We start from the raw sequence: 12656 nt of genomic DNA, 5'->3' as shown, positions 1-12656 counted from the left end.
CGAGCAATGAGAACACGAGGAGCAGCGGGTGTTCACTGACATAGGGCCCATGGAGCTGGGCACCCTCGTGGTCCTCGCCGTGCTCATCTTCGGCCCGGACAAGCTGCCCAAGCTGATCCAGGACGTCTCGAACGTGATCCGCAAGGTGCGCTCCTTCTCCGAGAGCGCCAAGCAGGACATCCGGGCCGAGCTCGGCCCGGAGTTCAAGGACTTCGAATTCGAGGACCTGAACCCCAAGACGTTCGTCCGCAAGCAGCTGATGGAGAACGACGACCTCGGCCTGAAGGAGATCCGCAGCAGCTTCGACCTCCGCAAGGACATGGAAGAGGTCGCCGACGCGGTGCACGGGCGTGAGCCGGCCCCGGCCACCACGGCCGCCAACGGGTCGGTGAACGGGTCGGGCGGCGCCCCCGACCTCGTCAAGAAGCGAGAGAAGCTCGACCCGGGCGAGCGCCCCCCGTTCGACGCCGACGCCACCTGATACACGCCAAGCCCACATGGGCTTTTCCGGCGAGTCGCGATCAGGTGGCTATCCTCCATCTGTCCGGAAGCCAGGACGCCCGAGGGGGGCGGGCCGCTCCGGACGCTACTGATCTAGGAGGCGGCCGGGCAGATGGAGACGACAAGCCGGGCAGCGGGGCAGTCCGCTCAAGGGGCGCCCCAGAGCGCCCAGTCCACACCGGAGGGAGTGCCGGGTGCCCGGCGTACGGTCGACGGCTATCTGCGCGCGCCCTTCCCCTGGTACGGCCTCGACGAGGCGTTCACCGGGCCCCGGTGGCTGATGCAGGTGACCGTGGCGGCCGACGGCACGGTCCAGCACGGCTCGATCGGGCACGGGGACGAGCCGTCGATACGGCCCGAGGCGGCGGCCGTGAGCGACCGTGAGAGGTTCGCGGTGGTCGTGACCATCCCCGCCAACCCCGTGCGCCGCAGTGGGGACGGTACGGGCGTCCTGGAGGCCACCTCGGTCTCCTCGGCGGCCTGGCTCGCGGGGTCGGGGCTGCTGGCCTTCACCTGGCCCGCGCAGATGGACCACGTGCTGCGCGGCGACTGGCTCGACCAGCAGACCGAGGCGGCCTGGGAACTCGCCGACGATCTGGCCGGCGCCGACTGGTCGACGCTCTCGCTGCCCGTGGACGGCGAGCCCACCGAGTTCCACTACCGCGAGTCCGAGTTCGGCTGGATCCTCGCGGGGTCGGCGCGCAGCGGTGTGCACCTGGGCGCCTACGGGCGCGGTCTGAGCGCGTACGGGCTCGGCTTCTCGGTGATCGAGGACCTCACCTCGTACGAGTGAGGCGGGGCCGGTAACCGCACCCGGGTACGCGTAAGGGGCGCTCGCAATGGCGAGCGCCCCTTACCGCTGCCGCTGCCGGTACGGGTACGGGTACGGCTACCGCTGTCGTACGCGGCCTAGAACTTGTTGCGCGGGGTGATCCCGAGCGACATGCCCGACAGGCCGCGGGCGCGGCCGCCCAGCTTGCCCGCGATGGCGCGCAGCGCGGCGCCGGCGGGGGAGTCGGGGTGGGACAGCACGACGGGACGGCCGTCGTCGCCGCCCTCGCGAAGCCGGACGTCGATCGGGATGGAGCCGAGCACCGGCACCGTGGCGCCGGTCGTCTTCGTCAGCCCGTCGGCGACCTTCTGGCCGCCTCCGGTGCCGAACACGTCGACCATCTCGTCGCAGTGGGGGCACGGCAGGCCCGCCATGTTCTCGACGACGCCGACGATCTTCTGGTGGGTCTGCACGGCGATCGAGCCGGCCCGCTCGGCAACCTCGGCCGCGGCCTGCTGCGGGGTGGTCACGACGAGGATCTCGGCGTTCGGCACCAGCTGCGCCACCGAGATCGCGATGTCACCGGTGCCCGGCGGCAGGTCGAGCAGCAGCACGTCCAGGTCGCCCCAGTACACGTCCGCGAGGAACTGCTGGAGCGCGCGGTGCAGCATCGGGCCGCGCCACACGACGGGCGCGTTGCCCGGCGTGAACATGCCGATGGAGATGACCTTCACGCCGTGCGCGGACGGCGGCATGATCATGTTCTCGACCTGGGTGGGCCGGCCGTCGGCGCCCAGCATGCGGGGCACGGAGTGGCCGTAGATGTCCGCGTCCACGACGCCGACCTTCAGGCCGTCCGCCGCCATCGCGGCCGCCAGGTTGACCGTCACCGAGGACTTGCCGACGCCGCCCTTGCCGGAGGCGACCGCGTAGACGCGGGTCAGCGAGCCGGGCTGGGCGAAGGGCACCTCGCGCTCGGCGGTGCCGCCGCGCAGCGCGGACGCCAGGTCCTTGCGCTGTTCGTCGCTCATCACGTCGAGCGTCACGTCGACGCGGCTGACGCCCTCGACCCGCTCGACCGCCTCCGTCACGTTCTTCGTGATGGTCTCGCGCATCGGGCAGCCGGAGACGGTCAGGTACACCGTGACGGCGACCGTCCCGTCCGTACCGATCTCCACCGATTTGACCATGCCGAGCTCAGTGATCGGTCGGTGGATCTCGGGGTCGTTCACCGTCGCCAGTGCCTCAAGCACCGCGTCTTCCGTAGCCATACGGTGATGGTACGGCGCTTACCGCACCGTACGGATAGCCCTGTCAGCGGTCGCCTTCGTCACGTCCGTGGGCGCGCTCCGGCGGGAATACGTTCCTGCGCTCCTCCATCTCCTTGACCAGGTCCTGGAGTTCGGAGCGGATCCAGTCGCGGGTGGCCACCTCGCCGAGGCCCATGCGCAGCGCCGCGATTTCCCGGGTGAGGTACTCGGTGTCGGCGATGGACCGCTCGTTCTGCTTGCGGTCCTGCTCGTGGGTGACCCGGTCGCGGTCGTCCTGCCGGTTCTGCGCGAGCAGGATCAGCGGGGCCGCGTACGAGGCCTGGAGGGAGAGGGCGAGCGTGAGGAAGATGAACGGGTAGTTGTCGAAGCGCAGGCTGCTCGGCGCGAAGATGTTCCAGAGGACCCAGAGGATGATGATCAGGGTCATCCAGACGATGAACCGCCCGGTGCCGAGGAAGCGCGCGATCCGCTCGCTGAACCGGCCGAACGCCTCGGGGTCCCACTCCGGGAGCAGCCGCACCTTTCCCGAGCGCGGCTGGTCGAGCCGGGCGCGGCCGCGCGTCACCGCGCTCGCGCCGGCGGCCCGGGTGCGCTCCTCCGTCCGGTCAGTGGCGCCCATCCGGCACCCCCTCCGGCCCGTGGAACTCCGTCTCGCGCCAGTCGTCCGGCAGCAGGTGGTCGAGTACGTCGTCGACGGTCACGGCGCCGAGCAGCGAGCCGCTCTCGTCCACCACGGGCGCGGCCACCATGTTGTAGGCGGCAAGGAAGCTGGTCACCGACGGCAGCGAGGCGTTCGGCGGCAGTGGCTTCAGGTCACTGTCCACCACCGAGCTGACCAGGGTGAACGGCGGCTCGCGCAGCAGCCGCTGGAAGTGCACCATGCCCAGGTACTTGCCGGTCGGCGTCTCGTCCGGCGGCCGGCAGACGTAGACCTGCGCGGCGAGCGCGGGCGAGAGGTCCTGCTGGCGGACCCGGGCAAGCGCGTCGGCGACCGTGGCATCGGGGCGCAGCACGATCGGCTCGGTCGTCATCAGACCGCCCGCCGTGCGCTCCTCGTACGAGAGCAGCCGCCGCACGTCCGCCGCGTCGTCCGGCTGCATCAGGGTCAGCAGGCGCTCCTTGTCCTCCTCGGGCAGCTCCGAGAGCAGGTCGGCGGCGTCGTCCGGGTCCATCGCCTCCAGGACGTCGGCGGCCCGCTCGTCCTTCAGCTTGCCGAGGATCTCCACCTGGTCGTCGTCGGGCAGCTCTTCCAGGACGTCGGCGAGCCGGTCGTCGTCGAGGGCCGCGGCCACCTCGGCCCGGCGCTTGGGCGAGAGGTGGTGCATGACGTTGGCGAGGTCGGCGGGGCGCAGCTGCTCGAAGGTGGCGACGAGGTTCTCGGCGCCCTGCCCGTGCTCCTCCAGGGAGAACCCCGTGACGGCCGACCACTCCACCGTCAGCGTCTCGCCCTTGCGGCGCAGCGCGCCCGACTTGCCGCGGCGTACGAAGACCTTGTCGATCTCCCAGTCGCGACGGGCCGGGAGCTGCTGGATCGCGACGTCGAGGACCGTGACCTGCTCGCCGCTCTCGACCAACGTGACGCGCCGGTCCAGGAGTTCGCCGAGTACGAGCCGCTCGGTCGGGCGCTGTTCGAAGCGGCGCAGGTTGACCACGCCCGTGGTGATGACCTGGCCCGACTCCACACCGGTGACCCGCGTCATCGGCAGGAAGATCAGTCGGCGGCTCACCACCTCGACGACGATGCCGAGCAGCCGGGGAGGGCGGCGGCCGACGCGCAGCATCGCCACCAGATCGCGCACCCGGCCGACCTGATCGCCGTTGGGGTCGAAGACGGCGACGCCGGAGAGGTGGGAGACGAAGACTCTGGGGGCGGCTGCCGCCATGTGCGCGCCTCCTTCCGTTCCGGGTGTCCCACGTGTCGCGACGCACCGCGGGACAAGGGCTTCAGGCTAGCCGGTGGCCGCGCGGTACGCCCTTGCGGGTCGTCCGTACGGCGCCCCGGCGGGCGGCGCGGACCGTGCGGGTAGGGTGCGGTCTGCCGACCCCCACATCCATGCGAGAGGCAGTACGCAGGTGACCTCATCCCCCTGGTCCCCGCGGGTACGGGCCCGCAGGGCCGCCCTGCCCGTCGTGCTGTGCGCGGGGCTCGCCGCAGCCCTCACCGCGTGCGGCACGGACCCGGACGAGGGGACCAACGGCGTCGGCAAGCTGTCCGCCCCCGACATCGAGAGCAAGGCGCGCACCGCGGCCGACGGCGCCGACGCCGTGCGCCTGTCGGGCACGCTGGTCAGCAAGGGCGGCTCGTACAAGATCGACATGAAGCTGAAGAACAGCGGCGGCACGGGCACGGTCACCTCGCAGAAGACCACGTTCGGGCTGCTGCGGGTGGGCGAAGACCTGTTCCTGAAGGCGGACGCGGGGTTCTGGTCGCACAGCGATCCCGGCGGCGCGAGCGCGGCCGCGGGCAAGCTCGACGACAAGTACGTCAAGGTGCCGTCGGGCGACCCCGCCTATCAGCAGCTGCGCGGGTTCACCGAGAAGTCGGTGCTGCTCAAGGGCATGCTCGGCCTTCAGGGCACGCTCTCCAAGGGCGACCGCTCCGAGGTCGGGGCGGTCCGCACGATACGGATCGAGGCGGGCCGGGACGGCGAGGGCGGCACCCTCGACGTCGCCCTCCAGGGCACGCCCTACCCGCTGCGCTTCCAGCGGGCCGGCGGGGCGGGCGTCCTCGAACTGGCCGACTGGAACAAGGACTTCACGCTGGCGCCGCCGGCCAAGGGCGCCACGGTGGACTACGGCAAACAGCTCCCGGCGACATAGCCGCCGCGGCGTGCCGCCCCACGGCGCCGGACGCGGTTCGCGGACGGACCCGGTCCGCGGACGGGCCCCGGTCTCAGCGCCGCTTGCGCTTCAGGAGCAGCTTGGGCAGCGCGGCCGGCACCGGATGCCGGGTCGTGGCGGGCGACGCCACCGGGGCCACCGCGAGCGAGCCGTCCGGGGCGGGCTCCAGCGGGCCCTCGGGCGTCAGACCCAGGAGACGGCACTCGGCCGCCCAGCGCGCCGGCATCGCCTCCCCGTCGGGGGCGTTGAGGCGCTTGCCCTTCAGCTCGGCCACCGCCGTGTCCCACGCCGCGGAGCCCGGCGGGATCTCGCGGACGCGCGCCGTCCAGGTCACCAGGCGGCCGCCCTTGTCCTTGGAGCGCACCAGCACCGTGGCTGTGCCGCCGTCCGCGAGGCCGTCGAGCGGCTGCTCGCCGGGCCCGCCGCCCACGACGTACGCCGACCCGTCGATCCACGCGTGCCACAGGGCCCGCTCGGCCACCCCGGCGCCACGCACCCAGATGAGCCCGGACTTCTTGGTGGCCTCCTCGACAAGGGCCTGGTCGAGCAACGTCTGCGTCATGGCACCACAGTAGAGGCCCCCGGGCATAGTCAGTTCCGTAATCCCGTGACGGCCCTTACGCTGCGGCCGTGACCACTGCCACGAGCCCGCCGCCGCAGCCGACGGCCGTCCCCCGCACCGACTTCGTCCTGCTGGGCGTCGCCATCGCCGGCGTCTCCCTGTCCGCGCCGCTGATCGCCGCGACCGCCGCGCCCGCGCTCGCCGTCGCGTTCTGGCGCAACGCCTTCGCGGTGGGCGCCCTGACACCGGTGGCCTGGTTCAGGTACCGGGCCCGGCTGCGCGCGCTGACCCGGCGCGAGGTGGGCCTGACGATCGGCGCGGGCCTCCTGCTCGCGCTGCACTTCGGGCTGTGGCTGCCGAGCCTGAGCATGACGTCCGTCGCCTCCTCGACCGCGCTGTGCACCACCACCCCGATCTGGACGACCCTCGCGCTGCGCCTGCGCGGCCACCGCCCCCCGGCCCTGGTGTGGAGCGGCACCCTGGCGGCCTGTGTCGGGGTCCTGCTGCTCACCGGCGTCGACCTCAGCCTGTCGCCGCGCGCCCTCGCCGGCGACGCGCTCGCCCTCGGCGCCGGGATCGCGGCCGCCGGCTACGTGCTCCTCGGCGCCGAGGTCCGCAGGAGCGTGGACACCGTGCCGTACACCTATCTCTGCTACGGCACGGCCGCCGTGGCCCTGCTGGCCGCCACGCTCCTCAGCGGGGCCGAGCTCACCTCGTACTCCGGCGCGACCTGGCTGAAGCTCGGCCTGCTCACTCTCACCGCCCAGCTCATCGGGCACTCGCTGCTCAACCGCGTGGTGGCCAACCTGGGCGCGTCCGTCACCTCCACGGCGATCCTGCTCGAAACCCCCGGCGCCGCCCTCATCGCCGCCCTCTGGCTCGGCCAGCGGCCCCCGGCGCTCGCCTACCCCGCGCTCCTGGTGATCCTGGCCGGCCTCGCCCTCGTCGTACGGGCGGGCCGGACGTCCCGAGCGGCGCCGGAACAGGCCGTCAGAGCCAGCCGTTGCGCTTCAGGGTGCGGTGGATGACGAAGCACGCCACGGCCACCAGACCCATCGAGACCGGGTAGCCGTACCTCCAGTGCAGCTCCGGCATGTACTCGAAGTTCATGCCGTACACCCCGCACACCATCGTCGGTACGGCGATGATCGCCGCCCAGGAGGTGATCTTGCGCATGTCCTCGTTCTGCGCGACGGAGGCCTGCGCCAGGTTGGCCTGGAGGATCGAGTTGAGCAGTTCGTCGAAGCCGATGACCTGTTCCTGTACGCGGGCGAGGTGGTCGGCCACGTCACGGAAGTACTTCTGGATGTCCGGATCGACCAGGCGCATCGGGCGCTCGCTCAGGAGCTGCATCGGACGCAGGAGCGGCGAGACGGCCCGCTTGAACTCCAGTACCTCGCGCTTGAGTTGGTAGATCCGCCCGGCGTCCACGCCGCGCGGGCTGCCCTTCGCCGGGGCGGAGAACACCTCGATCTCGACCTCGTCGATGTCGTCCTGCACCGCGTCCACGACCGCGAGATACCCGTCGACCACCTGGTCGGCGATGGCGTGGAGCACGGCGGAGGGGCCTTTGGCGAGGAGTTCGGGGTCGCCCTGGAGGCGGTTGCGCAGCGCGCGCAGCGAGCCCTGGCCGCCGTGCCGGACGGTGATGACGAAGTCCCGGCCGGTGAAGCACATCACCTCGCCGGTCTCGACGACCTCGCTGGTCGCGGTGAGTTCGGCGTGCTCCACGTAGTGGATCGTCTTGAAGACGGTGAACAGGGTGTCGTCGTAGCGCTCCAGCTTCGGCCGCTGGTGGGCGTGGACCGCGTCCTCCACGGCGAGCGGGTGGAGCCCGAACTCGGCCGCGATACCCGCGAATTCGGCCTCGGTCGGCTCGTGCAGGCCGATCCACGCGAAGCCCCCGTCCTCGCGCACCCGGCGCATCGCCTCACGGGGCGTCAGGCACTCCGCTTCCCGACCGGAAGCGCCGGAGGCACCGGACGCGCCCGGCGGTCCCGACGCGCCGGGCGGGGACGGGACGCACTGCGGGGACTGCACGCGGCGCCCGTCGCGGTAGACCGCGCAATCGACGACGGCGCTGCTCGCCGACGGGTCGCGGGTGGTGTCGTAGCCGTTGTACGGGGTGCTGGTCTTGCGCAGCGCGGGGCGGACCACGGCGCGCAGGTCACGAATCATCGACATGGCAGGACTCCTTCACGGAGGGCCGTCGTAGGGCGTGACGCTCTGGAACTGCCCGGAATGAGGACGTGCTGCGGCGAAGGAGACCGAAGGGGGTGGATCACCCCGTGAGGCGTCGATCGCGCACGTTCGCAAAGCGGGCGGCACCACAGGGGCACGCGCGGACGGCGTTCGCTACTGAAACGGACAAGGCGAGGCGATGTGCTCTTCCGTTGGGCGAAACGCCATGAGACTCAGGTGTTTCCGGGCGCGGAGGCCGGGTAAACAGGCTCTCGGATCACCGAGAGAAACAGATCACCGGGAACAACGCAGCCGTGCGGAAGAGCGGTTGGTACTGCCAGGCCGACTTCGATCCATCGCAGCCCCACCTCCTCCAGCCGGTCCCCCGTGGGGAACTTCCTGCTGTCCCGAACAGCGGCCAAGACTATCAGCCCACCACTGCGCAAGCCCCCTCTTTGCCGGTTGCATACGCCTTCTATGCTCGGCCCATGGATGATGTTCTTGCTCTGGTCGAGGCCCGGCTGCGCACCACGCTGGGCGAGCCGGACGCGCGTGCCGCGGTCACCTTTCTCGGCACGGACCGGATCGAGGTGCTGCGGTTCGTCGAGGGCGACATCGTCCGGTACGCCACGCTCGGCATGTCCGCCCAGCCGATGGCCGATCCGACCTCGGCGCTCGCCGACCCGGTGAAGGGCCCGCGGGCCGAGCTGATCCTGTCCGTGCGCGCCGGGCTCGCCGACACCGACAAGGTGCTCCGCGCGCTCGCCGTGCTCGCCGCCTCGCCGCAGGTGGAGGGCGTGGTGGTGGCCCCGGGTGCCTCGCTCGACACCGGTGACGCGCTGTGGCCCGGCGCCCCCTTCACCTCGGTCCTGGTGGCCGAGCCCGGCGGGCTCGTCGAGGACCTGGAGCTCGACGCCCCGATGGACCCGGTCCGCTTCCTGCCATTGCTGCCGATGACCACGAACGAGGCGGCGTGGAAGCGGGTGCGGGGGGCGCAGGAGCTCCAGGAGCGGTGGCTGAACCAGGGCACGGACCTGCGCGACCCGCTGCGCAAGTCCGTACCGCTGGACTAGAGCCACCCCAGCGGGCGCGCCGTTCGGCACGGGCTGCCCTGCCAGGCGGCGCGACTGTTCGGTGCCGGGTGCGGTGCCCTGCGGGAGCGCGGGAAACTGCGCGAGAAGCGAGCACGCCGCACCCGAAGGCGCCGGAATTCCCGGGGCTCCGCCCCGGACCCCGTATCGCGCCTGAAGGGCGTTCGTCCTCAATCGCCGGACGGGCTGAGGATGTCCATGCCGCCCCGCACCAAGTAGCCAAGGGGCGCGGGGAACTGCGCGACCAGCCACCCACCGGCCCGCACCCGAAGGCCGGGATTCCTGGGGGCTCGGCCCCGGGCCCCGTATCGCGGCTCAGCGGCGCTCCTCCTCACATGCCGGACGGGCTGTCGAGGCCGGGCTCAGTTCGCGAACACCGATACCCCGTCCTCGGCCGCGTGCTCCGGACGGAGCTCCTCGGCCTCGTGCGTGAGCGACGCGCGCCGCACCCACACGATCACCGCTCCGAGCACCGCCGCGACGGCCGCCACCACGAACGGGATGTGGATGTCGCTCCACTCCTCGATCTTCGGCGCGAAGTAAGGGGCGGCGGCGGCGGCGAACCAGCGGACGAAGTTGTAGCCCGCGCTCGCCACCGGCCGCGGTGCGTCCGAGACGCCGAGCGCCAACTCGGTGTAGACGGTGTTGTTGAGCCCGATGAACGCGCCCGATGCCACGGTCGCGGCGACCGCGGTGGTGTGGTTGCCGTAGCCGAGCACGACCAGGTCGGCGGCGAGCAGGACGAGTGACCCGCCCAGCACCTTCAGGGAGCCGAACCGCTGCTGGAGCCGTGGCGCGACCAGCACCGAGAACACCGCGAGCAGCACACCCCAGGCGAAGAAGACGCCGCCCGACTTGTACGGCGACATGTTCAGGACGAACGGGGTGAAGGCGAGGACCGTGAAGAACGCGTAGTTGTAGAAGAACGCGGACGCGGCCGCGGAGGCGAGCCCGCCGTGGCCGAGCGCCTTGATCGGATCGAGCAGCGAGGTCCTGCGCGCGGGCTTCGGCTGTTCCTTCAGGAACGCCGTGATCGCGATGAAGCCGATCGCCATGAGCGCCGCGGTGCCGAAGAACGGATAGCGCCACTTCATGTCGCCGAGGATCGCGCCGAGAAGCGGCCCGCAGGCCATGCCGAGCCCGAGCGCGGATTCGTACAGCAGGATCGCCGCCGCGCTTCCGCCCGCCGCGGCGCCCACGATGACGGCGAGCGCGGTGGAGACGAACAGCGCGTTGCCGAGGCCCCAGCCGGCCCGGAAGCCGACGAGTTCGCCGACGGAGTTCGAGGTGCCGGCCAGCGCGGCGAACACCACGACGAGGGCCAGGCCCACGAGCAGCGTCTTCTTGCCGCCGATCCGGCTGGACATGAACCCCGTGACCAGCATCGCGACGGCGGTGATCAGGAAGTACGAGGTGAAGAGCAGGGACACCTGGCTGGGTGTGGCGTCCAGGCCCTTGGCGATGGAGGGCAGGATCGGGTCGACCAGGCCGATGCCCATGAAGGCGACGACGGAGGCGCCCGCGGTCGCCCAGACCGCTTTGGGCTGGCGCAACAGACTGCCGGCTCCCGCGCCTTCGTCGAGAGGGTCCTTTCCTTGCCGCATGGCAGCTCCCGCTTCCCTTGGATGGGTGATCACAAGATCGTTGTGCAATGCACACAATAACTTAGCAAGGCTAATGAGTGCAACATGAAACTACTTTTCTTCCGGCCTCCGGACGGGTGATCGTCCTTGACGGGGCGACGGCCGGGGAGGAGCGTGGGGCTTTATGAGGGGCGAACCCAGTTGCCCGAAGTGCGGAGGCCGGGTCAGGGCGCCCGGTCTCTTCGCCGACACCTGGCAGTGCGACGCCCACGGCCCGGTCCATCCGCTCCAGCCGATCCTCCCGCCCAGCGTCGAGGGCCTCGAAGTCGTGGTGCGCCGCTCGCAGGTGCCGGTATGGATGCCCTGGCCGCTCCCGGTCGGCTGGCTGTTCACCGGCGTCGGCTACGCGGGCGACGACCGCAGCGGCGGCCGCGCGACCGCCGTGGCCTGCTCGGGCCCCGGGCCCCTCGGCGGTCTGGGGGAGCTGATCCTGGTGGCGGAGGAGCTGGGCGTCGGGCTCGGCGCCCGGTACGCGGGGATCGAAGGACCCGACCCCGGCCCGTACATGAGCGTCGACAAGCCCCCGCACAGCAAGGTCCTCGCGGCCGGCCGGCCCACCCCGCTGTGGCACGTCACCCGCACCCCGGACGACCGCGCGGTCTTCGCGGGCGAGGCGCGCGGCCTGTGGCTGTGGGCCATCGTGTGGCCCGAACAGTCCGGGCTCCTCATGTACGACGAACTCGTCCTGACCGACCTGCGCGACGCGGGCGCCGAGGTCGAACTGCTGCCGTGCGGGGCCCTCACCCCGCGCATCCTGTCCTGACGGCGCGGACGGCCGGCGCGGGCGGTGAGGCGCGGGCGGGCGGACGACGGACCGCGGGCCGACGGCCGGAGGGGTGCGTGCGGTGCGGACGGCGGCACGTGGGCGGGCGGTTATCCTTGACCGTCCCCTGATCCGTCCCTTATGCCCTGGAGTACGCGTCGTGCGCATCGATCTGCACACCCACTCCACCGCGTCGGACGGTACGGACACCCCCGCCGAGCTGGTCCGCAACGCTGCGGCCGCCGGGCTCGACGTCGTCGCGCTGACCGATCACGACACCACCCGCGGATACGCCGAGGCCGTCGCCGCGCTCCCGGACCTCGACCTCACCCTCGTCACCGGCGCCGAACTCTCCTGCCGCGTCGACGGCGTAGGCCTGCACATGCTGGCCTACCTCTTCGACCCGGAGGAGCCCGAGCTCTCCCGCGAGCGCGAGCTCGTGCGCGACGACCGGGTGCCGCGCGCCCAGGGCATGGTCGCCAAGCTCCAGGACCTCGGCGTGCCCATCACCTGGGAGCGGGTCGCCCGGATCGCGGGCGACGGCTCGATAGGCCGCCCGCACGTCGCCGAGGCACTCGTCGAACTCGGCGTCGTCGCCTCCGTCTCCGACGCCTTCGTGCCGGACTGGCTCGGCGACGGCGGCCGCGCCTACGTCGGCAAGCACGAGCTCGACCCGTTCGAGGCGGTCCGGCTGGTCAAGGCGGCCGGCGGCGTCACCGTCTTCGCCCACCCGCTCGCCCTCAAGCGCGGCCGGGTCGTGCCCGAATCGGTGATCGCGGAGCTCGCGGCCGCCGGACTCGACGGCATCGAGGTCGACCACACCGACCACGACGAGCCCACGCGGGCCCGGCTGCGCGCCCTCGCGGACGAGCTCGGGCTGCTGACCACCGGTTCCAGCGACTACCACGGCAGCCGCAAGACCGTACGGCTCGGCCAGTGCACCACCGACCCCGAGATCTACGGCGAGATCACTCGCCGCGCCACGGGAGCCTTCCCCGTGCCGGGCGCGGGCGGAAGCGACCGCCCGTAGC

The 12656-nt window shown here is 71.8% G+C and carries 13 protein-coding genes; 7 read left to right on the top strand and 6 right to left on the bottom strand.

The features are described 5' to 3' along the window. The first annotated feature begins 28 nt into the window (after positions 1-28). On the top strand, positions 29-481 hold the full coding sequence (locus OG432_RS10235; RefSeq protein ID WP_328309970.1) for a sec-independent translocase: 453 nt from the start codon (positions 29-31) through the stop codon (positions 479-481). A gap of 132 nt (positions 482-613) precedes the next feature. Beyond that, positions 614-1294, top strand: a complete 681-nt coding sequence (locus tag OG432_RS10230) for a hypothetical protein (RefSeq protein WP_328309968.1) — start codon at positions 614-616, stop codon at positions 1292-1294. A 116-nt stretch (positions 1295-1410) separates the two neighbouring features. On the opposite strand, the gene OG432_RS10225 is transcribed toward OG432_RS10230, so the two are convergent. Genes OG432_RS10225 through OG432_RS10215 form a run of 3 tightly spaced genes read right to left on the bottom strand, consistent with a single transcriptional unit; the run spans position 1411 to position 4427 of the window. Next, positions 1411-2544, bottom strand: coding sequence for an Mrp/NBP35 family ATP-binding protein (locus tag OG432_RS10225; protein WP_328309966.1), 1134 nt, complete (start codon positions 2542-2544; stop codon positions 1411-1413). Between the two features lie 43 nt (positions 2545-2587). Then, entirely contained in the window at positions 2588-3163 is a 576-nt protein-coding gene (locus OG432_RS10220; protein WP_328309964.1) for a DUF1003 domain-containing protein, read from the bottom strand. Next, positions 3150-4427 (bottom strand): magnesium transporter MgtE N-terminal domain-containing protein, encoded by a 1278-nt coding sequence (locus tag OG432_RS10215; RefSeq protein ID WP_328309962.1) that lies wholly within the window; start codon positions 4425-4427, stop codon positions 3150-3152. The genes OG432_RS10220 and OG432_RS10215 overlap by 14 nt, the downstream gene beginning before the upstream one ends. Positions 4428-4617: 190 nt before the next feature. On the opposite strand from OG432_RS10215, the gene OG432_RS10210 reads away from it, so the two are divergent. Then, positions 4618-5364, top strand: coding sequence for a hypothetical protein (locus OG432_RS10210; protein ID WP_328309960.1), 747 nt, complete (start codon positions 4618-4620; stop codon positions 5362-5364). 73 nt (positions 5365-5437) lie between these two features. On the opposite strand, the gene OG432_RS10205 is transcribed toward OG432_RS10210, so the two are convergent. After that, entirely contained in the window at positions 5438-5947 is a 510-nt protein-coding gene (locus tag OG432_RS10205) for a hypothetical protein (protein WP_328309958.1), read from the bottom strand. Between the two features lie 68 nt (positions 5948-6015). On the opposite strand from OG432_RS10205, the gene OG432_RS10200 reads away from it, so the two are divergent. Beyond that, on the top strand, positions 6016-6975 hold the full coding sequence (locus tag OG432_RS10200; RefSeq protein WP_328309956.1) for a DMT family transporter: 960 nt from the start codon (positions 6016-6018) through the stop codon (positions 6973-6975). On the opposite strand, the gene OG432_RS10195 is transcribed toward OG432_RS10200, so the two are convergent. Beyond that, complete coding sequence (locus tag OG432_RS10195; RefSeq protein WP_328309954.1) at positions 6938-8131, bottom strand: magnesium and cobalt transport protein CorA; 1194 nt, start codon at positions 8129-8131, stop codon at positions 6938-6940. The genes OG432_RS10200 and OG432_RS10195 overlap by 38 nt on opposite strands. A 485-nt stretch (positions 8132-8616) precedes the next feature. On the opposite strand from OG432_RS10195, the gene OG432_RS10190 reads away from it, so the two are divergent. After that, positions 8617-9201, top strand: coding sequence for a suppressor of fused domain protein (locus tag OG432_RS10190; protein ID WP_328309952.1), 585 nt, complete (start codon positions 8617-8619; stop codon positions 9199-9201). A gap of 380 nt (positions 9202-9581) precedes the next feature. On the opposite strand, the gene OG432_RS10185 is transcribed toward OG432_RS10190, so the two are convergent. Then, entirely contained in the window at positions 9582-10823 is a 1242-nt protein-coding gene (locus OG432_RS10185) for an MFS transporter (RefSeq protein ID WP_328309950.1), read from the bottom strand. 163 nt (positions 10824-10986) lie between these two features. Between OG432_RS10185 and OG432_RS10180 the strand changes: the two genes are divergently transcribed. Both OG432_RS10180 and OG432_RS10175 read left to right on the top strand, forming a co-directional pair. After that, positions 10987-11625: a DUF6758 family protein gene (locus tag OG432_RS10180; protein ID WP_328309948.1), complete on the top strand. Its 639-nt coding sequence runs from the start codon at positions 10987-10989 to the stop codon at positions 11623-11625. Positions 11626-11785: 160 nt separating this feature from the next. Continuing rightward, entirely contained in the window at positions 11786-12655 is an 870-nt protein-coding gene (locus OG432_RS10175; protein ID WP_328309946.1) for a PHP domain-containing protein, read from the top strand. The last annotated feature ends 1 nt before the right edge of the window (position 12656 follow it).

This window comes from Streptomyces sp. NBC_00442 (assembly GCF_036014195.1).
Classification (GTDB): Bacteria; Actinomycetota; Actinomycetes; order Streptomycetales; family Streptomycetaceae; genus Streptomyces.
Note: the sequence above shows the minus strand (reverse complement) of the source record. Positions and strands in the feature narration are given on the sequence as shown.

Coding starts and splice junctions, on each gene's coding strand:
- OG432_RS10180 (WP_328309948.1), top strand. CDS start 10,987: ATGAGGGGCGAACCCAGTTGCCCGAAGTGCGGAGGCCGGGTCAGGGCG.
- OG432_RS10190 (WP_328309952.1), top strand. CDS start 8,617: ATGGATGATGTTCTTGCTCTGGTCGAGGCCCGGCTGCGCACCACGCTG.
- OG432_RS10215 (WP_328309962.1), bottom strand. CDS start 4,427: ATGGCGGCAGCCGCCCCCAGAGTCTTCGTCTCCCACCTCTCCGGCGTC.
- OG432_RS10195 (WP_328309954.1), bottom strand. CDS start 8,131: ATGTCGATGATTCGTGACCTGCGCGCCGTGGTCCGCCCCGCGCTGCGC.
- OG432_RS10185 (WP_328309950.1), bottom strand. CDS start 10,823: ATGCGGCAAGGAAAGGACCCTCTCGACGAAGGCGCGGGAGCCGGCAGT.
- OG432_RS10205 (WP_328309958.1), bottom strand. CDS start 5,947: ATGACGCAGACGTTGCTCGACCAGGCCCTTGTCGAGGAGGCCACCAAG.
- OG432_RS10230 (WP_328309968.1), top strand. CDS start 614: ATGGAGACGACAAGCCGGGCAGCGGGGCAGTCCGCTCAAGGGGCGCCC.
- OG432_RS10220 (WP_328309964.1), bottom strand. CDS start 3,163: ATGGGCGCCACTGACCGGACGGAGGAGCGCACCCGGGCCGCCGGCGCG.
- OG432_RS10225 (WP_328309966.1), bottom strand. CDS start 2,544: ATGGCTACGGAAGACGCGGTGCTTGAGGCACTGGCGACGGTGAACGAC.